General features: G+C 40.1%; 17 protein-coding genes. 8 read left to right on the plus strand and 9 right to left on the minus strand.

Translation table 11 applies throughout. The annotated features are described in order from the left end of the window. Positions 1 to 72: 72 nt before the first annotated feature. The 8 genes from BW142_RS02880 (at position 73) to BW142_RS02915 (ending at position 15260) form a co-directional block, all read left to right on the plus strand. A complete protein-coding gene (locus tag BW142_RS02880) occupies positions 73 to 1200 on the plus strand; it encodes an alkaline phosphatase family protein (RefSeq protein ID WP_083707550.1) in 1128 nt (375 codons plus the stop codon). Then, entirely contained in the window at positions 1197 to 2258 is a 1062-nt protein-coding gene (locus BW142_RS02885) for an alkaline phosphatase D family protein (RefSeq protein WP_076923811.1), read from the plus strand. Before BW142_RS02880 ends, BW142_RS02885 begins: the two co-directional genes overlap by 4 nt. A gap of 151 nt (positions 2259 to 2409) precedes the next feature. Beyond that, positions 2410 to 5709 carry an exodeoxyribonuclease V subunit gamma gene (gene recC / locus BW142_RS02890; protein ID WP_076923812.1) on the plus strand — a complete coding sequence of 1100 codons (3300 nt, stop codon included), beginning with the start codon at positions 2410 to 2412 and terminating at the stop codon, positions 5707 to 5709. Continuing rightward, positions 5696 to 9274: an exodeoxyribonuclease V subunit beta gene (gene recB / locus BW142_RS02895; RefSeq protein ID WP_076923813.1), complete on the plus strand. Its 3579-nt coding sequence runs from the start codon at positions 5696 to 5698 to the stop codon at positions 9272 to 9274. The genes recC and recB overlap by 14 nt, the downstream gene beginning before the upstream one ends. Continuing rightward, entirely contained in the window at positions 9271 to 11295 is a 2025-nt protein-coding gene (gene recD / locus BW142_RS02900; RefSeq protein ID WP_076923814.1) for an exodeoxyribonuclease V subunit alpha, read from the plus strand. Before recB ends, recD begins: the two co-directional genes overlap by 4 nt. Before the next feature lie 163 nt (positions 11296 to 11458). Then, positions 11459 to 12784 carry a PAS domain-containing methyl-accepting chemotaxis protein gene (locus BW142_RS02905; RefSeq protein ID WP_076923815.1) on the plus strand — a complete coding sequence of 442 codons (1326 nt, stop codon included), beginning with the start codon at positions 11459 to 11461 and terminating at the stop codon, positions 12782 to 12784. A 292-nt stretch (positions 12785 to 13076) separates the two neighbouring features. Further along, the gene (locus BW142_RS02910) at positions 13077 to 14144 is read left to right on the plus strand and encodes a hypothetical protein (RefSeq protein ID WP_076923816.1); all 1068 of its coding nucleotides are present in this window, start codon (positions 13077 to 13079) and stop codon (positions 14142 to 14144) included. Between the two features lie 54 nt (positions 14145 to 14198). Further along, positions 14199 to 15260 (plus strand): hypothetical protein, encoded by a 1062-nt coding sequence (locus BW142_RS02915; RefSeq protein ID WP_076923817.1) that lies wholly within the window; start codon positions 14199 to 14201, stop codon positions 15258 to 15260. Between the two features lie 85 nt (positions 15261 to 15345). Here BW142_RS02915 and ttcA read toward each other — a convergent pair whose 3' ends face one another. The 9 genes from ttcA to BW142_RS02960 all read right to left on the minus strand — a co-directional run bounded on the left by ttcA (position 15346) and on the right by BW142_RS02960 (position 23309). Then, positions 15346 to 16260: a tRNA 2-thiocytidine(32) synthetase TtcA gene (gene ttcA / locus BW142_RS02920; protein WP_024599147.1), complete on the minus strand. Its 915-nt coding sequence runs from the start codon at positions 16258 to 16260 to the stop codon at positions 15346 to 15348. A gap of 172 nt (positions 16261 to 16432) precedes the next feature. Then, positions 16433 to 17359 carry a universal stress protein UspE gene (uspE, locus tag BW142_RS02925; protein WP_024599146.1) on the minus strand — a complete coding sequence of 309 codons (927 nt, stop codon included), beginning with the start codon at positions 17357 to 17359 and terminating at the stop codon, positions 16433 to 16435. Between the two features lie 94 nt (positions 17360 to 17453). Beyond that, a complete protein-coding gene (locus tag BW142_RS02930; protein WP_024596435.1) occupies positions 17454 to 18200 on the minus strand; it encodes an FNR family transcription factor in 747 nt (248 codons plus the stop codon). 41 nt (positions 18201 to 18241) lie between these two features. Continuing rightward, positions 18242 to 18913, minus strand: coding sequence for a sulfite exporter TauE/SafE family protein (locus tag BW142_RS02935; RefSeq protein WP_024599145.1), 672 nt, complete (start codon positions 18911 to 18913; stop codon positions 18242 to 18244). Further along, positions 18906 to 19073: a cbb3-type cytochrome oxidase assembly protein CcoS gene (ccoS, locus tag BW142_RS02940; RefSeq protein WP_002963071.1), complete on the minus strand. Its 168-nt coding sequence runs from the start codon at positions 19071 to 19073 to the stop codon at positions 18906 to 18908. Before ccoS ends, BW142_RS02935 begins: the two co-directional genes overlap by 8 nt. Continuing rightward, complete coding sequence (locus BW142_RS02945; RefSeq protein WP_076923818.1) at positions 19070 to 21445, minus strand: heavy metal translocating P-type ATPase; 2376 nt, start codon at positions 21443 to 21445, stop codon at positions 19070 to 19072. Before BW142_RS02945 ends, ccoS begins: the two co-directional genes overlap by 4 nt. A 7-nt stretch (positions 21446 to 21452) precedes the next feature. Next, entirely contained in the window at positions 21453 to 21944 is a 492-nt protein-coding gene (locus tag BW142_RS02950) for a FixH family protein (RefSeq protein ID WP_076923819.1), read from the minus strand. A 148-nt stretch (positions 21945 to 22092) separates the two neighbouring features. Continuing rightward, positions 22093 to 23127, minus strand: coding sequence for a cytochrome-c oxidase, cbb3-type subunit III (gene ccoP, locus BW142_RS02955; protein WP_076923820.1), 1035 nt, complete (start codon positions 23125 to 23127; stop codon positions 22093 to 22095). After that, positions 23124 to 23309 carry a cbb3-type cytochrome c oxidase subunit 3 gene (locus tag BW142_RS02960; RefSeq protein WP_010554061.1) on the minus strand — a complete coding sequence of 62 codons (186 nt, stop codon included), beginning with the start codon at positions 23307 to 23309 and terminating at the stop codon, positions 23124 to 23126. The genes ccoP and BW142_RS02960 overlap by 4 nt, the downstream gene beginning before the upstream one ends. Between the last annotated feature and the right edge of the window lie 4 nt (positions 23310 to 23313).

Consider the following 23313-nt stretch of genomic DNA (forward strand, 5'->3'; position numbering starts at 1 on the left):
AGAGTTCAGGTTAAATAGTAAATATTTTAAAGCCCATCACTGATGGGCTTTTTTAAAAGGTACACACATATTATGAACTCAATAATAAAAGTAGTGGTATTTAGCTTAACTGTATTATTAAGCAATGCGGTTAATGCGGCGCAAAATGTAGTGCTGATAACGCTTGATGGAGTACGCTGGCAAGAAGTATTTAATGGGGCTGATAATAGCTTAATTAATAATACTGACTTTGTTAAAAAGCCAGAGCAATTAAAGACTCAATTTTGGGCAAAAACAGCGAATGAGCGCCAGCAATTACTAATGCCTTTTTTAACTCAAGTAGTGGCTAAAAAAGGGATTATAATTGGCGATAGAGCTAACGGCTCTACTATGTCGGTAAGTAACCCGTGGTATTTTTCATATCCTGGTTATAACGAAATACTCACCGGTGAAGTAGACGAAAATATAAATAGTAACAACAAAGTGCTCAACCCAAATAAAACTATTTTAGAGCGTTTAGATAAGTTACCTGAGTTTAAAGGTAGCACAGCCTTATTTGGCAGTTGGGATGTATTTCCATACATTGTAAATACTAAGCGCAGTAACGTGTATGTAAATGCAGGTTTTATGTCAATTGAAGAGAATTTATTCACTGATGCGCCATTGTTAAATGCACTACAAAATGAAATCCCCAGCCCTTGGTATAACGTACGATTAGACAGTTTTACATATCGCTTTGCTAAAGCGTATATGTTGGCTAAAAAGCCTAAGTTGTTAGTGATAAGTTTAGGCGAAACCGATGACTTTGCGCATGATGGTCATTACGATCAATACCTTAAATCGGCGAGGCAAAGTGACGCGTTTATAAAAGACTTATGGGCAACCATTCAAACTACAGCGGGTTATAAAGATAACACCACACTAATTATTACCACTGATCACGGGCGTGGCAATAATGCCAATGATTGGCAACATCACAGCTCTAAACGTGCACTTGCTGAGCTAGAGTTAGGTGCAAATACTTACCCAGAAGGAATTATTGGCTCTGAACATATTTGGCTTGCTGCCATTGGTCCTGCAATAAAAGGCAGTGGCTTAATTAAAACTAAAAATGAGCTTAAACAAGCGCAAATAGCAGCGACCGTTTTAAAGGCTCTTGGGCAGAACCCAAATGAAATAAATTCAAATATGGCACCTGCTATTAGCGAGATTTTAAAATGAAGAACCTATTTAAACCATTGACCCTATCAGCCTTGGCATTGAGTTTGGTTATTAGCGCGAATGTTACTGCCGCGCCATCTAAAATCCTGTTTGGTTCGTGTGGGCATCAAGATAAAAACATTCCCATATTTAATGCAATTAATAAAGAGCAAGGGGATTTGTTTATATTTCTGGGTGACAATATTTACGGCGATACCAACGATATGGATGTACTTGCCAATAAGTATCAACGTTTAGGGGCAAAGCCTGGTTTTAAAACGTTAAAAGCGCAAACGCCTATTATTGCTATGTGGGATGACCACGATTTTGGTCAAAACGATGCAGGTAAAGAGTATCCGCATAAAGAGCAATCACGCCAAATTATGCTTAATTTTTGGGATGAACCTGTAAACTCAGCGCGTCGCACTCGCCCTGATGGAATTTATACCTCGTACATGTATGGTGAAAATGAGCAAACCATACAAGTAATAATGCCTGATTTACGTTGGAACCGTGATGCGCTAAACCATGTAGGTGAGCTTGAATACTACACTAAGCGTAAGTTAAATAACCAAGGCCCGTATAGTCCTAGTGAAGTGAAGGGCGCATCAATGATAGGTGAAGCCCAGTGGCAATGGCTTGAACAAGAGCTTAAAAAGCCCGCTGCAATAAAATTGATTGCCTCAAGCTTACAGCTTTTACCCGATTTTACAGGTTGGGAGTCATGGGCAAACTTTCCTGAAGATAGAAACCGTTTATTTGCATTGATTAAAAAGCACAAGGTAAATGGGGTAGTGATTATAAGCGGTGACACACACTGGGGCGAAATATCAAAGTATCAGCAAAACCTTGATTACCCATTAATTGAGATGACTAGCTCTGGCTTAACTGAAAAGTGGAAAGACGTAAGCCCTAACAAACACCGAGTAGGGGACTTTACTCATAACGTAAATTATGGTGATTTAAGCGTAGACTGGCAACAAACAGATCCCGCTATTTCACTTAAATTAAAAGGCATTGATGGCGAAGTAATAATGCAAAGTGACTTTAGTTTATCAAGTATTAGCCCTTATAAATAAACTCACTACTACGCACAGTATATAAAATAGATGCTGTGCGTTTAAATTACTTGCTAACTCTCTGATTTATTAATACCAATTACCTGTTTGCGCTACCCCTAATATTGAAAATATCTTACACTGGTTTTATCTCAAGCAAGGTCAGTGTTATATGCTAAATATTATTCAATCAAACCGTATGGAAGCCCTGCAAGCGCAGTTCCACCAGCTGTTAAAAGTAAACCCATTGCAAAGCCCGTTCGACAAAGAAGTAGTGCTAGTGCAATCGCCGGGTATGTCGCAGTGGTTAAAAATAGGTTTGAGCGAAAACTTAGGGGTTGCAGCGCAGGTAGATTTTCCGCTGCCGTCGAGCTTTATTTGGCAGTTGTATCAGCAATTACTGCCAAATGTCCCTAAAGAGTCGGCATTTAACAAGCCCAACCTTGCTTGGAAACTATTTGCAATTTTACCAAACTGTATTGATGAGCCATTATATTTGCCGCTAAAAACCTATTTAGAGGGCGATATTGACGGGCAAAAAACTTTTGCGCTGTGCGAAAAAATAGCCGACGTGTACGACCAATATTTAATGTACCGACCACACTGGATAGCCACATGGGATAGCGGCAAAGATGAGCTTGATGACGTGGATGTAACCATTGCCCCATGGCAACCTGACTTATGGCGACGCATTGTAAAATTAAGCCAAGACCTTGGGCAAAGTCAATTTCATCGCGCTAATATGCAAGGGCAGTTACTTGCAGCGCTTGAGACTATGGATAATAGCTTACTGCCACAACGCATTAGCTTATTTGGTATATCTGCGATTGCCAGCTCCCAGCTAGACGTATTTGAAGCGCTGAGTAAAAAAACCGAGGTTATATTATTCTTTTTTAACCCGAGTGAGCATTACTGGGGCGATATTATAGATGAAAAAACAGCGGCTAAAATAAGCGCTAAATACGCTAAAATGCCGCTGGTGGAAGCACAACAAAAAAAACAAACCAATCCAGATGAAGAATACTACTTTATTGGTAATCCGTTGTTATCGTCGTGGGGTAAATTAGGCCGCGACTATTTTGAACAACTTGTACAGTTAGATGCCCGTTGGATTGACGGTTTTATTGATGTGTTTGACGACACCTTACTAGGGCAAGTACAAAGCGAGATTTATCAGCTTGCGTTTAAAGGTGAATCGCTGACCGATAACAAAGAGTGGTTTATAAACGACGAAGGTAAATTACCAATCAGCGCAACCGACACCAGCATTACGCTTAGCGATTGCCATACACCGCTCAGAGAAGTTGAGCGCTTGCACGACTACTTACTTAACTTGTTTAATCAAAACCCGGCGCTTACCCCCAAAGACATAATCGTCATGATGCCCGATGTAGGCACTTACAGCCCATACATTGAAGCCGTATTTGGCGGGGCACAAGGCAGCCGCTTTATTCCTTACGCATTGGCCGATTTAGCCATAGAGCAAGAAAAGCCCGTGCTTAGCTCATTTGCTAGTTTAGCTAACTTACCGTTTTCGCGCTTTGGTGTGTCGGATATTCTCGATTTATTACAAGTGACGCAAATAGCCGAAAAGTTTGGGCTTGAAGCGCACGAGTACGAGCAAATTCAATACTGGCTTGAACGAGTAGGGGTTAAATGGGGCATAAACGCAGAGCATAAAAGCAGCTTTGATTTACCCGCTATCGACTTAAATACCTGGCAACATGGGCTCAACCGTTTATTGCTTGGCATTGCCATGCGCGACGAGCAATGCCCGTTTAATGGTATTTACAGCGCCGATGAAGTAGAAGGCATGGCGCTTGATACACTCAACAAGCTCGTGCACTTTATTGATGTACTGCAAAGCTTTAAAGAGCAGCTAACGCCCGACGATACGCTCACTAATAAAGCGCATATTTTAAGTGAGCTATTAAACGCTATATACGAAAGTGAAAGCGACGAGAGCTGGGATTTATTAGTGCTGCAAAATGTGCTCGAAGAGTTACAAAAGCACCACGACAACGGCGATTACAGTAAAGCGGTTTCGCAGCGTATTGTTAGTTACTTAATTAAACAAGGCATTCAAGAAAAAGGCGTGGGGCAGCGGTTTTTAGTAGGCCAAGTAAACTTTTGTACGCTTATGCCCATGCGCGCCGTGCCATTTAAAGTGGTGTGTATGCTGGGCTTAAATGATGCCGACTACCCGCGTAACGTACAGCCTATTGGTTTTGACTTAGTGCCTTATTCTAAAAAGCAAAAAGGTGACCGATCACGTAAATTAGATGACCGCTACTTATTTTTAGAAGCACTACTGAGTGCCCGCGACAACTTATACATGAGTTACATTGGTCGTTCGTGTTTTGATAACCAACCGCGTATGCCATCAACCCTTGTAAGCGAGCTGTTAGAATATATTGGGCGTAGCTTTGTATTAAGCGATAAAAGCGAAAAAGCACTGCCAGAATGTCTAATTAATCAGCAGCATTTACAGCCCTTTAATAGCCATTATTATTTAGCCGATGAGCAAGCCAATACTGTGCTGAGTAACCACAGTTACAATCCAATTTGGCTGCCAAGTGAGTCAATTAAACCACAGCCAGTTACCGCGCTTGATGTTGTTGTGCCAGAACAGTTAGATCTCGATGTGTTTATTAAAAGTGTGTGCAGCGCACAAGAGAGCTTTTATCAACAAACATTAGGTTTACGCCTGCCACAATTTAACGAAGTAGCAAAAGACGAAGAACCATTTAGCCTAGATGCACTGCGCCGTTATTTTTATCTTGATGAAATACTTAAAGCCAATATAAACGAGCAACCGCTGAGTACAGAGCAAATACTGCAGCGAGGTGAGTTACCTCAAGCCAATGTAGGCAGCCTCATATTTGAGAGTATGGAGCACCGAGTTGATGCGCTTGCAGGGCAGGTTAAAGAGCACATTAAAGGCGGGAAAAGTGAGCCGATAGAAGTTTTGCTTACCATTGAAGGCACCAAAATAGAAGGCTGGCTCAATCATGTTTATTTGCAAAAACAAGTGTTTTACCGCAGTGCGAGTATTAAAGCGAAAGATTTAATTAAAGGCTTTATTTATCACCTTGCAGCGCAAAGTATGGATCATCACGTAGAAACATTGTTACTTGGGCTCGATAAGCAAATTACCTTTGCGCCCATAAACAAAGCCGATGCGGATGCACTATTGGCCGATTGGTTTGAGTTATACAAAGCACTGCGCGCAGAGCCTGTGCCATTTTTTCCGGTAAGTGGTTATGAGTACGTTAAAAGTGGCGGCGATATAACAAAAGCGATGAGCAAATTTAGCCCGCAATACATAGGGCGAGGAGAGGGCGAAAACCCGTATATTCGCCTAACAGTGCAATCGCTAAGCGACTGCCAAGACGAATTTATAAAATGGAGTGATAAATTGCTCACGCCTTTATTTGAACACGCAAAGGAGAGTGACCATGCAAGCGCTTAATCCTCTTACTATGCCGCTCATTGGTCAAAGTTTAATAGAAGCCAGTGCGGGTACCGGCAAAACTTATACAATTACGGGGCTGTATTTACGCTACTTGTTAGGTATGCAAATAGAAGGTGGGTTAAATACGCCGCTTAGCGTTGAGCAAATTTTGGTAGTAACCTTTACCGACGCGGCCACCCAAGAAATTAAAGACCGCGTACGCAGCCGAATTATTGCTGCGCGCGACGCATTGCTTGGGCAAGACCCAAACGACGAACTCATTGAAGGCGTAATTGCCGCCATTGATGATAAACACCGCGCCTTTGATTTACTCGATGCAGCTGCTAAATCAATGGACGAAGCCGCTATTTTTACTATTCATGGCTTTTGTCAGCGGATGCTAAAACAACATGCGTTTGAGTCGGGCGTGGCGTTTAATCTCGAATTTATTTTAGATGAGCGCGACATACTGCTCGAAACTATTAAAGATTTTTGGCGTGCGTTTGTATACCCACTTAACAAAGAACGCACCGATGCTATTTTAGATGTATTTGCCGCACCAGAGTCTTTATTCGCTCAAGTGGCGAGCATTTTAAACAAAGCTAATGCGCACATTACACCACAAATAAATTTAGATGATGTATGGAAAGCCCGTGACGAGTACATAACCCGTGTGCCTGAATTTAAAAAAGCAGTGTTAGATCAAGAGTTTATCGGTGCCATTAAAAGCTCTGGTTTAAGCGGGTCTAAAACGCCAGCACGAAAAGGCAGCCTTGGTGCGCTTGAAGCATTTTGTTTAGCCGGCGATTTGTTTTTTGAATTTGGCACTAACAAGTATTCGTTTGAGGTGTGGAGTACAGAAAACTTAAGCGATGTGAGTAATTATAAAAAAAATCAGCCATTATTTGTGCATCCATTACTGAGTCAGTTTGACGAGCTTGCCGCACTTAATAACAGCATAAACCAAGGGCTCAAAATAGCGGTTGTACAACATGCAGCGCGCTGGGTCAAAGCCGCAATAGTTAAGCGCAAGCAAGAGCAAAGCGTGATCACCCCAGATGATTTACTGACCAATTTACACAGTGCGCTTAATAACGAGCAAGGCGACGTACTAGCGCAAAAAATTGCGCAGTTGTTTCCGGTTGCCATGATTGATGAATTCCAAGATACCGACCCGATTCAGTACGGTATTTTTAGTAAAATTTATGGGCAACAAAATACCACGCTTGCCATGATAGGCGACCCCAAACAGGCTATTTATGGCTTTAGGGGCGCAGATATTTTTACGTACATTGGCGCAAAAGAAGCTGTACAGACTGATCAGCAATTTACGCTGGGTACTAACTTTCGCTCAAGCACCGATATAGTAAATAGCGTTAATAGTTTATTTGGAAAACACGCTAACAGCTTTATTTATAACGACGCCATACCGTTTAACGCAGTGGCTGCTAAAGGTAAAAAAGCGGAAGACTCTTTTTTAATTGATGGCAAACCCGCGACCGCATTCGAATTTAACGTATTTGTAGATGAAGCCGCAGATGAAAAAAACAAACCAACTAACAAAGGTGTAGGGCAAGCACATTTAGCCACTCATTTTACTAATAAAATAGTGACCCTGCTTGAAAAAGCAAAACAAGGTAATGCCTGTATTGGCAGTACTCCTGTAAGCGCTGCCGATATTTGTATATTAGTGCGCGACCGTGTTGAAGCGCAAATAATGAAAAAAGCACTTAGCGAAGCCAAAATAGCCAGCGTGTATTTATCGCGCGAGAGCGTTTTTAGCCAAGAGCTTAGCCATCACCTACTTAACTTTTTAACGGCGCTGCATGGTCAATATGACGAGTCATTGCTGCGCGGTGTATTAGCTGGTCCACTATTTTGTTTAAGTTATAACGAAATACACGCACTCGCCGATGATGAAAATAAATGGCAAGACTACTTAAACTTTTTTGCACAACTTAGCCACATTTGGAACAAGCAAGGCGCTATGGCAATGCTTGAGCGTTTAATGAGCCATAATCAGCTTAGCGCTAAATGGCAAGGTTTAGGGTATAACGTTGAGCGTTGGCTGACTGACTTTAGGCATTTGGGCGAAATACTTCAGCAAAAACAAATAGAGCTTGAAGGTACGCTACGTTTGCTGCGCTGGTTTGCACAAAAGGTAAGCCAACAAGATGGTGAAACAGTACAAGTACGCCTAGAAAGTGACGCCAACTTAGTTAAAATTGTTACTATGCATGCCTCAAAAGGGCTAGAATACCCACTGGTATTTATGCCATTTGCCAGTGGCTATCGCGAAACTAAAGAAGCGCTTTATCATAATAATGGCAAGCTGATTTACGATTTAAGTAAAGACGAAGATGCCCTGCAAAAAGCAGAGCAAGAGCGTCTAGCTGAAGATTTACGCCTGCTGTATGTAGCACTTACTCGCGCCGTGCATTTTTGTGCGCTGGGTGTTTATAATATTGGGCAAGGGCAAAGTAGCCGCTTAGCTATGCAAAGTAGTGCACTAGGGCATGTGTTATTTGCAGGGCTTGAACTTGCCAGTAGCCAAACATGGCGTACGCATTTAAGTGAGTTTTGCGACGCTAATAGCGCGATGAGCTATCAGCAATTTACCTCACAAACGTTATTAGAGCAGGGAACACTTAGTTTTAATAATAGTAAAATTGCGCAGCAAACATTAAGTGTTAATAAAGTAACGGCAAGTATAGAGCGTAACTGGCGAGCAACCAGCTTTAGCGCGTTGAGCTTTAAAAAGCACAGCGACCAATTAGCCCCAGGGCGAAGTGATGAAGATCACGAAAAAGACGAGTTTGCAGTGCAAGAGGACGAACTACCATCACCTTATAGCTTTCCTAAAGGGCCAAAGCCGGGTAGCTGTTTGCACGAAATATTTGAACAAATAGATTTTACTAGCCCAATAGTCCACCCAACTAATACCGAGCAAAACTTATCGGAAGTTGTTAAGCGCTGCCTTGAAAAATACCACATAGGTGAGCAATGGCGAGAAGTGGCTGAAAAGTGGGTGCTCGATGTTCTTGTGTGCCCCCTAGATAACAGCTCTCTAGATAAGAGCCTTCTTTCATTGGGTGTACTTACACCAAGCGACTGCCTAGTCGAAATGGAGTTTAATTTACCACTTGAGAGCTTAAGTGCACCTAAGCTAAACGAAATGTTGGTTAAACATTTTGGTTTTACGCAAAGTAAGCTTGAGTTTTCGCAAGTAAAAGGCTTGTTAAAAGGCTTTGTCGATTTAATATTTTGCTACCAAGGTAAGTATTATATTTTAGATTATAAGTCTAATTATTTAGGCAGTACGCCAGCTGATTACGAAGGCGATATGCTTGAGCAAGCGATGAGTAGTCATCAATATCATTTACAGTATTTAATCTACACGGTAGCGCTGCATCGTTTATTAAAACAACGTATAGCTGATTATTCAATTGAAACCCATTTAGGCGGCGTGTATTACACTTTTTTACGTGGAATGCCTGCAGGGCAAGGCGTGTACTTTAAAAAGCTAACTGTAGAACAAGTGATTATTTTAGATGGCTTATTTAGCCAAGGAGCCATGCTATGAGCGATTTAAATGAACAACCTGGCTTGTTTGACGATATTGATCAAGCGCCTAGCGATGAGCCTCTAAATATTCTTAAATCACAAAATGAGGTGGCTGTAAAATATTCAATTACTGAAGTCCCGTTACTTGAGTATTTATTAGTTGAAAAACGATTACGTGTAGTTGATGTTAAGCTCGCTGAATTACTGAGTACTAATGGCATAGAGCAAACACATAATGAACTATTTTATATTGTTTTATTACTGTGCTTATCGCAGCAAAGTCAGCACAGTTGTTTAACCTTAAATGAAGTTGATTGGAGCAATCCTTTTAACTTGCGCAAAGGTGACTTTAATAAACTCGATGGCAATGTTCCCAGTACGCTAAGCCCGTTTAGTGATGACTTTAACGTACACACAGCGGTTAGTTATTTACAAAACCATGAAAGCGTTGGCGAGAGTAAGCCATTGCAATTATTTAACGAGCGACTTTATTTTGCGCGCCTTGCAGGTTATGAGCAAACACTTGCTGATAGACTATTAAGCATGAGCGAGCGAAAGCTCAATATTAATAATGAAGTATTAGCAGGGCTTTTAAATACCTATTTTCCTGCTGATTCAACTGTTGAAACTGATTGGCAAAAAGTGGCGTGCGCGATTGCGGCCACCAAAGGCTTTAGTGTGATCACGGGCGGTCCTGGCACAGGTAAAACTACCACAGTGACTAAGTTGCTGGCTATTTTGCAGTCACTTTATGAAACAGCACCCCTTAGTATTAAGCTGGTGGCCCCTACAGGTAAAGCAGCTGCACGTTTAAGTGAGTCTATTTTGGGCGCCAAAAATAAGCTCACAACGATTCCTGATGATATAAAAACGCTGATACCACAAAGCGCTCAAACGATTCATCGCTTACTGGGCGTAAAACCGTTTACTAATAAATTTAGACATAACAAAAGCAATCCGCTGCATTTAGATGTGCTAATTATTGATGAAGCCAGTATGGTCGATTTATCGCTGATGGCTAAATTAATAGAAGCACTGCCCGCGCACGCGCGGTTAATACTCTTAGGTGATAAAGATCAGCTTGCCTCGGTAGATACCGGCAGCGTAATGAGCGATTTATGCCAAGGTTTAACACTTGGGCAAACGCCACGCTATTCGCAAGCACGTTGTGATGAGTTAAATAATTTATGCTTTAATAACGAGGCTAAACTTGCAGCGCAAAGTGCGAGTGAATTTAAACTCGCAGATTGCATTGCCTTTTTACAACACAGTTATCGATTTGACGCACAAAGCGGTATTGGTCAACTTGCACTTGCGGTAAACACTAATAACACCGGTATTTTAAATTACGTAGAGCAAGAAAGTACTGAAGGGCGCTTTAACGATGTAATTTTAGATTACGACTTTGTAGCAAAACCGATTGAAAAACTCGTTAAAAGTGCAGCAAGTCATTATGCAAAATACCTTAACTTAATTGCCCAAGGTACAGGTGTTGCACAAGTGCATGCTGCTTTTGCTAGTTATCAGCTTTTAGCTGCGGTACGAGAGGGCGATTACGGAGTGCATAGCTTAAATCAACGAATAGAGCGCGTGTTGCAACAGCAAGGTTTAATAACTGTTAGCCCTAATACACATCATTACACAGGCATGCCTATTATGGTGAGCCAAAACGATTACCAGCTTAAGTTATTTAACGGCGATATTGGTATTTTAATGCCCGATGAAAGTGGGCGGCTCAAAGCGATATTTATTGATGAGCAAGGTAATCAACGAGCATTTTCGCCTGCACGACTCCCTGCGCACGATAAAGTCTATGTAATGACTATTCATAAATCACAAGGCTCAGAGTTTAGCTACACTGCAATGGTACTGCCACCGCTAAAACAAGCGCGCATGGGGATAAACAGGCAATTAGTGTATACGGGTATAACCCGCGCTAAAAATACCTTTGAGCTGGTGGCTGATAAAAAAGTACTGCAATTAGCAATGAATAAAAGCGTATCTAGGGCATCAGGTTTATACGAAAGATTAACGTTTTAAACTTTGAGGATTACGTTGCGCCGAAGCTATTATATAAGTACATGTTCACTTATATAAGTGTCCATATGTAGTTGCGGTTAAAACTCTTATTATTTATCGCGTTATGGTAAATGTCTCCTATACTAAAATTAATTTTATATTGATTGTATTAGTAGGGATATTAATGTTTTTTTCTAAAAATAAACAAAATGAAATAGCCTCTTTAAAAGCAGAGCTCTATCCATTACAACAAGTGTGGGAAGGGCTTTACCGAGAGATGTTAGTACTGAACATTCTTTATGATGGCAGGATTTCGCACGCCAACGATAAATTTTTAGAAAACCTAGGCTATAGCGAAGATGAGCTAACTAATAACTCTTTTGATAATTTTATTACAGATTCGTCTCGACAATCTGTCGAATTTAAAAGCTTGCAACAAGCTATTAAAAAAGAAGGGCATTGGGGCGGTGCATTACAAGTTATGCGCAGCGATGGCAAAGCTGAATGGTTACGTTTAATAGTACATCCTGTAAAAGGTGAGCAAGATCAGTTGCTCTATTTTTCTATATTCGGGAGTGTACTTACAAAAACAATTACAGCTTCTCGCGAGCAAAGCGATACTATTAAAGCTATATATCGCTCTATGGCGGTAATTGAATTTGATTTAGAGGGCCATGTTTTAAAAGCAAATGAACAGTTTTTAGCTGCAATGGGTTATCAAGAAAGTGAATTAATAGGAAAACACCATCGCACATTTTGTGAGGCTTCAGAGTACAACTCCCAAGAATACCTGCAATTTTGGGATAAATTAAGAGATGGTCAATTTATTGCTGAGCGCTTTAAACGCGTAGATAAACACGGCAATATTGTTTGGTTAGAAGCGTCATATAACCCAATCTCAAATGACGCAAATGAGCTTTATAAAGTGATGAAGTTTGCCACAGTTATTACTGAACAAGTAAATCAAGAAATTGCAATCTCACAAGCGGCCGAGATTGCTTATAGCACCTCAACCCAAACGGATAAAAAAGCAGAACAGGGCGCGAGCGTTATACAAGACACTGTTGCAGTAATGACTGAGCTGGCTATTAACATGGAGCAAGCTGCGAATGAGATTTCAGCGCTTGATCAGCAGTCGCAGCAAATATCAAGTATTGTACAAAGCATTAGTAGCATTGCTGAACAAACAAATTTATTAGCATTAAATGCCGCAATTGAAGCGGCTAGAGCTGGCGAGCAAGGTCGAGGCTTTGCCGTTGTTGCAGATGAAGTTAGGCTGCTTGCATCGCGTACATCAAAAGCAACAGAAGAAATTGTAGAAGTTGTGCAACGTAATCAATCACAAACACAAAATACGGTTGCTGTAATAGAAAAAGGTAAAGAAAAAGCAGAGCAAGGCTTGGCGTTATCTAAAGAATCTGGTGAAGTGATGCAAGAGATCCAACAAGGCGCGCAAGAAGTTGTAAATGCGATTGGGCAATTTACCAGTGAGCTTAAAGCCAACGGTTAGATTAGCTTTGTCCTTATTCTATAGCGGGCACTTTTAATGGTGCTCGTTTTAATATTATACCTCAATATCCCCCTGAAACTCATTTAATAATTTCATATTTAACAACTATACCTTTGTTAACTCATTAATCAGTATGAAATAAATTCCCACCCTTCCTAAATGATAATAAGTTGTTGCATTTTTGTTCGTTGTTCCTAATACTAGTGATCGCTTAGGCTGACAAGCTTACGCAGACCAACATGAATACCTTAAATGATAATAAAATATTAAGCACACAACATTAAGGAATTGTATGAACAACAAATACACACACAAATTAATTAAGCCAAGCCACCTAATCGGTGCGGGACTTGCTATGTTAATGAGCTTTTCTGCAGCGAGTAAAGACTACAAAATTATATTAATTCATGGTTTACAAACCTCGCAAATAACCAATAAATTGGGAAGTGATGTAATTAATGATGGTGAAACATATTGGCAATCGTACTGGAATAATCGTGCGGATGAGCGAATTGACTGGCCTGCTTATGAACGCGTTGAAGGTAAGATTGCTACCGATTGGGTATGGCCTAAATTAAAGCAAATTTCACGCTCTAATTTATGCAGTGATGGCTGTGTATTTGTAACACATTCAACAGGTGACTTAGTTGCACGCCATATTATTGATAATCAAGAAAACTGGTTAGAAAACGAAGGATTACAGCCGCTTAATATCGTGGCTACGTTTGATTTAGCAGGCGCGGGCGGTGGAAGTGAGCTTGCTGACGTCGCTGTTAGTGCTTTAACTGGCGCATCATGGAACTTTGCGGTCGATGCTGCACTCAAATGGTGGCTAGGAAGTGATGTAACCGAGGCCGTTGGCGTATTACACGATTTAAAAGTGAATAACGCGCGTAAAATATCACCATTTCCTGATGCACGTACACCTCGTTTACGCTTTGTGGCAGATGGTAATGCATACTTAGGATTAACAGGTGGATTTTTAAAAGGCAATGATGACTCGGTTGTTGCATCGCACTCTTCATGTGGTGCAAGTTCAGCTCGTTCATTTGGAAGTTGTAGCCAAAGTATTGATACTGATGGCCGTTTAAAATCGCAAGGTGATGCGGTAAATAGCTTTATGCCTAACCATTATCCAATGATGATGAGTGACAGTTATAGCCATAACGAAATACATAATGCCCAGCGCAAAGGTAATGTAACAATCGCCATGAATAACGTAAATGTTGAAGGTGACACGGTAGGGTTTAATACGTTTGATAAAACTACAGGTAGTTGGTTTTGGAAAAAACAATATCGTTATATTAAGGATTCAAATAATTTAAGCGCATCAGCACTTATTTATAATGTGATCCCATAACATGCAAGGCGTGTAGCTCAAAGCTATACGCCTTATAAAGGATTAAATTAACTAATGAAAAAATTTTATGTCGTTGCTTTAATTATTAGCGCTATTTTATTTTCGCTATGGTTTACAAGTAAAAATGACACTCATAAAGTTGTAGAGCCAGTGACAACGCAGGTTAAACAAGCCGCTAGCGTAGTTGATTTATCACCTGTAAAAGTGATTCCCATAGATGTACCTAAAAAAAATAAAACACAATCAAAAAAGCAAGTCGCGTTTAATGAAGACTTAACAAAAGCGGCGCAGCAAGTGGTTATGCAATACCAAAGCGCACTCAAATTTCCTCCTTATTCTCAACCATTAAGCCCACTAGATGAAGACCGATTAAAACCAAACCAGTTTTACCCTGTGTCGAGCCCTATTGACGAAAGTGGTGATGCTTTAACGTTAAGTATTAAGCAGTATCGTTTTGTATACCCAGAAGAAATAATAATAAGAGTAAGTGCTCAAGGACTTGGTAAAGTAGTCGTTGAGCTTGCAAATACAGATACAAAAGAAGTATTAAATACTCATATAGGTAATGCACGTGAAGGTGAGGCAACTATCACCTTTAAAGGAGAGGATGATTACCCTCGTAGTTTGCAAGTGTTTGTAGAGGGTGATGTTGCTGGTAAAAAAGTCCCTGTAGTTGCACAAATTCAATATATGGCGCCGAGTGCGACTTTAACAGGTTTTGAAACTGCATATGCACAAGATGAAAACATGGTCGTGCCAGCTAATTTAACAGTGATAAAAAGCGGTTTGTATCGAGTTAGGGCTAACTTATACAGTGGCGATACACCACTTGCTCATTTAGTATCTAAAGAGCGGTTAGCACAGGGAAGCCAAACACTTAATTTGAAAGCTCACTGGTCGGTATTACCACAAGGTATTACAGATATGCGTTTAAGTGATTTTGTAATTGAGAAAATGTCCCCAAGCCCCGGTGAGCGTAACAGCTTTGGGAATAGTGAAATAAGTCACTTTGATATTAACGATTTTTCGTACGATAGCTTGCAACAGTTGCCATACCAGGCCAATGCACAAGAAAAGTTAAGTTTAGAGTTTTTACAAGGTTTAGCTGAGAGTTAAAGTAAAGCTTAAGATTAAATTGGTAAATTAAAGGGTTTGTATATAAATACAAACCCTTAATTCTTTACTCTTAGCTAACTAAAAGTTAGCTAAGATTTATAGTAACTACACTTGGCACTTCTTGTTCATCAATTTCACTACTTACTGGTACTTTAGGTATGTCAGGTTTATCAAGGGCGATATCGCCACCATCAATTACTTCACCTGTTTGTAAGTTTTTAAAATCAAATAAGTCGGCATCAGCTAAATGTGAAGGCACTATGTTTTGCATTGCTGTAAAAATACTTTCAATACGGCCCGGGTGCTCCGCATCCCATTTTGCAAGCATTGCTTTTGTATGTTTACGCTGTAGGTTTTCTTGTGAGCCACAAAGATTACACGGGATTATAGGGTAGCCTTGTGCAAATGCGTATTGGGCTATATCGGTTTCTTTGCAGTATGCAAGTGGGCGAATAACCATGTGCTCGCCATTATCACTCATTAATTTAGCCGGCATACTTTTTAGTTTACCGCCATAAAACATGTTCAAAAATAAGGTTTCAATCATGTCATCACGGTGATGCCCAAGGGCTATTTTAGTAGCGCCTATCTCATTTGCTGTGCGGTATAAAATACCACGACGTAAGCGTGAGCAAAGTGAACACGTTGTTTTACCTTCAGGGATAATATCGGTAACAATGCTGTAGGTATCTTCTTCTACAATTTTGTACTCAACATTTAGTTTATCAAGGTACTGGGGTAGTACATGTTCAGGGAAACCTGGTTGTTTTTGATCAAGATTTACAACAACTAGGTCAAACTTTATCGGTGCTACACGTTTTAAATGTTGAAGCATTTCAAGCATGGTGTAGCTATCTTTGCCGCCTGATAAACACACCATAATACGGTCGCCTTCTTCAATCATATTGAAGTCCATAACAGCTTGACCAGTTTGGCGACGTAAACGCTTTTGCAGCTTATTTAAGTTAAATTGAGCTTTAGCTTGATCTGAGTGTGACAATTACGCCCCCTAGTAAAACAATACAGCAAAGTTATTTGCTAAAAATAAAGGGGCGTATTATACCCAAACCACCTGAATATGCGAGTTTAGGATGTAATTAAAAGCAATTTAAACACGGTATTTTTAGGAAGTAGTATATGAGCTGTTACTTGCTAAAAATCTTTTGGTTAATCTAGTTTTTTGCAAGTGGGCTCACGTAACCATCGGGTTTGAGTGCCAGTACATCACAGTCTAGGCTATCAATTACATGCTCTGCTGTGTTACCTACAAGAGCAGCACTTAAGCCGGTACGCCCAACGGTACCAATAACAACTAATTCGCTATTTAACCGCTTCGCTACATCAGGGATTACATCCTCTGGCAGGCCTTCTTCAATAAAACATTGCTCTGGGTTTAAATTAAACTCTGCAGCAAGTGCATTGGTTGATTCATGATGATGTTTTTTAACTGATTCGTTATAAAGCCCCGGGTTAAACTCAGGAATTTCGATTGCGATATTTATGGGCGTTGCAGGATAAGCATTAACTAAATTAAGTTTTGCGTTGGCAAGTTCACATAAAAATTGTGCGTCTTTAATAACGCGTTTATTAAGTGCTACATGCTCTTCATTTTCGCTAACTGCATTTACAGCAGCTAAAATATTACCGTTAGCAGGCCATGCCATTTCTTTTACAAATAAAACCGGAGCGGGGCATTTGCGTACTAAGTGCCAATCGGTCGGGGTAAAAATAACGGATTTAAGTGCACCATGTTGATGTGTGCCTTTAATTACTAAATCGTACTTTTCATCAATTACAGTATCGATTATGGCTTCGTAAGGGCGATTATGCCAAACCACTTGGGTTTCAATATTTATATCTTTGTAAGGAGAGACTAAATCGTTTAGCCATAGCTCACGATCTTTTAGTACAGCGTCACGCATTGCTTCGCGTTCATCGCCTGATAGCATGGTTGTCATTTCGTAAGAGAAGTCGTAAACCGTCATAAAAGCGGTAATACTTGCGCCAGACTTTTTAGCTAAATCTATTGAACGTGCTAAGCCGTGTTGATCGTCTTTGGTAGGGTCAATAACCGCAATAATGCGTTTAATAGTGTTCATATGCTACTCCATTTACATAACGGGTGTACATTTAGTGTAACGTAAATATAAAACAGTTAAAGGGGTAGCATATAAATTGTTGTTCTAAATCAAACTATTTAATTTGACGAGGCTTAACAATTGCCGCTGTTTTAGCCAAGGCATCATTATCTAAAATTGTAATAAATTTACCTTCTACTTTAATTAAGTCTGCTTTTTGAAAACGACTTAATAAACGACTAATAGTTTCTACAGTAAGGCCTAGGTAGTTGCCTATTTCACCGCGAGTCATCGTAAATCTAAATTCTTTACGCGAAAAACCGCGCTCACCAAAGCGCTCAGATAAGTTATAAATAAAACTAGCTAGGCGCTCTTCTGCTGATTTTTTATTGAGTAGTAACAGCATTTCTTGATCGTAAGTAATTTCGCTACTCATTAAACGCATTATTTGTTGGCGAAGTTTAGGTAATTTCCCTGATAGTTCGTCAAGAGTATCGAATGGGATTTCGCAAACCATTGATGTTTCAAGTGCTTGTGAAAAACTGGGATGAGTCATTTTATTTATCGCATCAAAACCAACTAGATCGCCAGCTAAATGAAAGCCAGTTATTTGCTCATCACCTCGCTCTGATAATGTGTACGATTTAAATGAGCCTGAACGTACCGCATAAATAGCCTGTAAAGGTGCGCCTGATTCAAATAAGTAGTCGCCTTTATGGAGAGGTTTTTTTCGCTCAATAATTTCGTCTAGCTTGTCCATTTCTTGGCCATTAAGTGAAAATGGCAAACACAATTGACTAATACTGCAGTTATTACAGCTAATAGCACAATTACCTTTAGTACGGCTTTGAGAGAAATCCATAATTTAATCCGTTTAAATTTTTATTCACGACATTGTGTAGATTAATGTACCAACTTGTCGGTTGCAATAATCAATAAGTAGATACCATACCAAATTATAACACTGCCTAATACAATTCGGGTCCATGGGTGGTTAATAATAGTATTTAGTTTTTGCGCTGCAACGCCTAACGTGATCATCGCGGGAAAAGTACCCAGAGCAAAGCAAAGCATAACTAAAGCACCATCTAAAGCACTAGGACTAGTCATCGCCCATGTAAGCGCTGAATATACTAAACCACAAGGCAGCCAGCCCCACAAAGCACCGTAACCTAAGGCTTTAAAAGGAGAGTTGATAGGCATTAAATATTTATTTAGTTTAACAATGTGTTGCCACACCAAGGTTTTACCAATTTTCTCTAACCACTGCAAAGTAGGGCCCAAGCGCATTATATACACGCCAACGAGGAGCATAAAAATAGCAGCAATGAATGAAAGTACTAATGAAAAGGAGGTGTTTTGCCTAGCAAATTGACTACTAATTCCTGCAACAAGTGCGCCTGCTGCCATGTAGCTCAGGGCACGTCCAACATTATAGGCAAATGAATAGGTAAATGTTTTGCGTTTGTCACTAGCCAGTTGTAATGAGCTTGCAATACCGCCACACATAGCAATGCAATGACCGCTACCGATTAGGCCCATTAAAAATGCGCTGGTATAAAGAGGGTCAATCATTACTTTTATTATGTTGCTCTTTGTCGTCTTCAAACAAAATACTATGACCTTGCTTGTTTAAATCCGAAAACTGCTCACTTTTTACGGCCCAAAAAAATACGCCAATAGCAATAATGACAAATAAAATGGCAATAGGGATCAAAATGTAAATTATGCTCATAACTTTAATAGCCTTAGTGAATTACTAATCACAATAATTGAGCTGGCAGACATGCCAATAACAGCCATCCAAGGGGCTACTAAGCCCAGCGCTGCCAGTGGTAATATGGAAGCATTATACAATAAAGACAGCGCAAGATTTTGTTTAATAATACGTCTGGTTTGTTTGGCAACATTAAGTAAATGACCAATGGAGGCTAAATCGCTATTAAGAAGCACTACATCAGCGCTATTTTTTGATATGTCAGCACCGGTTTCCATAGCAATTGATAAATGCGCGCTGGCAAATACTGGGCTGTCGTTTATGCCATCACCGACCATAGCAACCACTTCGCTTTGTGAAGACCATTGCTCAACTGCGGTTTGTTTATCCTGTGGGGAACATCCTGATTGTACGCTTTCAAGTTTAAGCTGTTTAGCTACTTTTTGCCCTGCATCTGACGCGTCACCGGTCAACATATGACACGTTAAGTTTTGCGATTGAAGAGACTCTATAAGCTTTTTCGCATCGCTTTTTACTTTATCAACAAAGTAAAAACGTGCAACAACTTGTTTATTTATATATAAGCTTGCTTGTGCATTCGATTTTTTGCTATCAAACCAGCCACTTTTACCAATTGCGTAATGATGAGTTGCATCTTGTGCGCTAATTCCTAGCCCTGGATGTACTTCAACGTTATCAAGAGTATTATGAACGGGCGTGATTTCATCAAAAGCGCTGGCAATAGGATGCTCAGAATAACGCTCTAGCATGGCTGCCATATCTAGCACTTGCGTTTTTGTATATTTTTTATCGATTATATCTACTTCATCAAGGCTAAATTTACCTTGCGTAAGTGTGCCTGTTTTATCAAAGGCAAATAACGTAATTTGTGAGAGTGTTTCGAGCACATGCGCTTGTTTTATTAATACGCCTTTACGGGTCAAGGTTGCAACCGCGCATGTAAGTGCGGTTGGTATGGCTAAACTCAGGGCACATGGGCAGGTAGCAACTAAAACCGAAATGGTGATCCAAAATGCGTGTTCAGGGTCAATTTGGTACCAGCCAATAGCTGTAAGTGAAGCAAATATAAGCAGGCACGCTATAAACCATTGCGCAACTTTATCTGTAATTTCAACCAGTTTAGGGCGTTTAGTTAATGCGTTGTGTTGCAGGCGGATAATTTGATTTAAAAGGGTATTTTGGCCAATTTTATTAATTTTTATTTCAATAACGCCGTCGTGGTTAACGCAACCGGCGTAGACATTGTGACCGATAAATTTTGTAACGGGTTGGTGTTCGCCCGTCATCATTGATTCATCAACCGTAGTTTTACCCTTTATAAGCTCGCCGTCGGCAGGGATTGTTTCACCCGCTTTAATAAGTACTACGTCATTAAGTTTTAGTTTTTTGGCTGCAATTATAAGTTCTTCGCCACTTTCGTTAATGGTGCGGGCTGTTAATGGCAGTAATTTTTGTAAGTTGGCAGTAAATTCGCTCGCTTTTAAACGTGCTCTAAATTCAAGATACTTACCTAACAACAGTAAAAAGGTAAACATGCACACAGATTCAAAATACACTTCGCCGACTTGCATAAATGTGGCGTAACAACTTGCGCCAAACGCACCAAAAATAGCCAGCGATACGGGTAAATCCATATTGAGCTGTTTTGCTTTTAAGCCATTTATGGCGTTGGTTAAAAAGGGCAGTGCGCTATATAAAATAACCGGAGAGGCAAGTACTAAGCTGATCCATCTAAAATACTGCTCAAAATTGCTGTCCATGCCTGAAAACATGCCAAAGTACATGGCAAACGCAAACATCATAACTTGCATGGTCATTAAGCCTGCAACACCTAAGCGACGAATATAGGCTTTGGCAGTTTGTTGCTTTTGTTGAGCTTCAATATCTGATTGAAATGGGTAGGCTTTATAACCAATTTTGGCTAAGGAAGTAATAATTTCGCTCAATGGGGTGCTGGTTTTATTCCATTGGATCATCGCGCGGTTGGTGGATGTGTTTACATCAACACGTTTTACTGAGGTTAAATTTAATAGTTGTTTTTCGATAAGCCACGCACAAGCAGCGCAGGTTATACCTTCGACACTCAGTAATACTTCTGAGATATTATCGTTAGTGGCTATAAATTCGTCTTGAATGTCTTCGTTGTCATAACTTTTTATAAATGCGAGTTGCTCGGGTACCAATTGTTCCACTTTACCTGCACGTACGGTCCGATATTTGTAGTAATCGGTCATACCTTGGTCAACGATGTTTTGTGCAACAGCTTGGCAGCCAATGCAACACATTGGCTGGGCTTTATCGTCAATTATAACGCTTGCACTAAATCCGTTTGGCACATTTTCAAGGCAATGAAAACAAGAGTTAGACATAGTTATACTACTTATAATTAGGAGTAACTAAAACAGTTTGTACAGTTGGTAACGTTATATTTTCTTTCATTTTCCAACTGCCATCTATAGGCTCAATAAATACTGAGTAGGCACCTGGTGTGTACATATCAAGTAGTGCTGTAAACTCTTGATTGGCATTAGGGGTTAGAGTAGCGGTAAAGTCATGTGCTTTAATTGTGCGGTGGTAAAAAGAGAGTTTTAATACATGCACATTGCTGCTGTCGCCTTTTGTAAATTTAAAGCTTACGCGCTCATTGGTTACATTTAATCCGCCATGCAGATAAAGCGCTTTTGCTTTTTCAAACTTAGTAAGTTCTAAGTTGATTGCTTTACCTTTTTTGTAGTAGTCGTCAACAACCATATCTGGACCGTTACCTATTGCCGTAATAAATAGGCTAATACAGCCAATAATGGCCACTAACGGAAAAAAGATTAAAAACCAAGGCCAAAAATTCTTATACCACGGAGTAGGTTGCATAGTTGCTCTAAATTAGTTTAGGGAGGTTTATTTTATAGGATTTATACGTAAAAGACTAAAAAAAAGCCTCACAGTGGAGGCTTTTTTGATCTGGATTAATCTATTGAATTAAATAAATTAATTTATAAACATTTTATTAACCGCATGCTTATTTATCTTGCGATAAACTGTAAACATAGGCTGTTAATAAATGAATTTTTTCTTCACCTAAAATGTCTTTCCATGCAGGCATTACACCAGCACGACCATGGTTAAGTGTTTCTTCAACTGCACGTTGAGAACCACCATATAACCAAATGTTATCTGTCAGGTTAGGCGCGCCAAATGGTAGGTTATGTGCAACCGACCCTTTACCGTCAGCACCGTGACATGCGGCACACATTGCAAACTTAGCTGCACCTGCTGCTGCATCTTTTTGGTTAACAGTACGGCCAGAAAGGCTTAGCACATGTGCTGTCATTTCTTTAACGCCTTGCTCACCAAGAGCATCGCCCCAAGCTGGCATTGCAGCTATACGACCATTAAGGAGTGTTTCTCTAATTTTGTCTGGTGTTCCGCCATATAACCAATCTTTATCAGTTAGGTTAGGAAAGCCGGTACCACCACGCGCATCAGAGCCATGACATTGCGCACAGTTTTGTGAGAACAAACGCTGACCAATTTCGATGGCTAATTGACCATCTGTTTGCTCGTGTTTGTCGCCATTTTCTAGAGCAACTTGCTGCGCTGCATCACCTTCAAACTTAGAATTAACTAAATCTAAAACCGGTACCTGTGCCAACTTATTAAAAATAGGACCGAAGCGTTCTTCTGCAGCTTCATACTCTTTATCAAGCTTAACAAAGCGACCTTCTGCTTTGGCCTCTGCAACTGCTTTTTTAGATTCAGCTAAAGACGTAATACCTTGGTTAGAACTCGTCCATTTACCCAAACCTTCCCAGTTGCCTAAACCTGGGTAAGCTGCAAGGTAATATACTGACCAAATAAAAGTTGCGAAAAACATGTAAGTCCACCATTTTGGTAGTGGATTATTTAGCTCTTCAATGCCGTCAAATTCATGTCCACAGCTTTCACCTTCTTTTACGCCAGCATAGTTTTTTAAGTTCCAAACTAATAGGCCAAAGATGATGCATAAGCATGCAAGGGTTAAAACAATAACCCAAATACTCCAAAAGCTAGTCATTTTTCAGACTCCTTTTCCTCGTTAGAGAGTGTGTTGTCATGTTTTTTTTCATCTTCGAAAATGGCATTAGCTGCGCTATCAAAACGGGTTTTGCTTCGCTTACTATATGCCCATGCAACAATCACAATAAACAATACTAAAATTACCAGAGTCAAAATGCCTCTGTATGTTCCGTAATCCATAATT

It is taken from the genome of Pseudoalteromonas sp. EB27, assembly GCF_001974875.1.
Classification (GTDB): domain Bacteria; phylum Pseudomonadota; class Gammaproteobacteria; order Enterobacterales; family Alteromonadaceae; genus Pseudoalteromonas.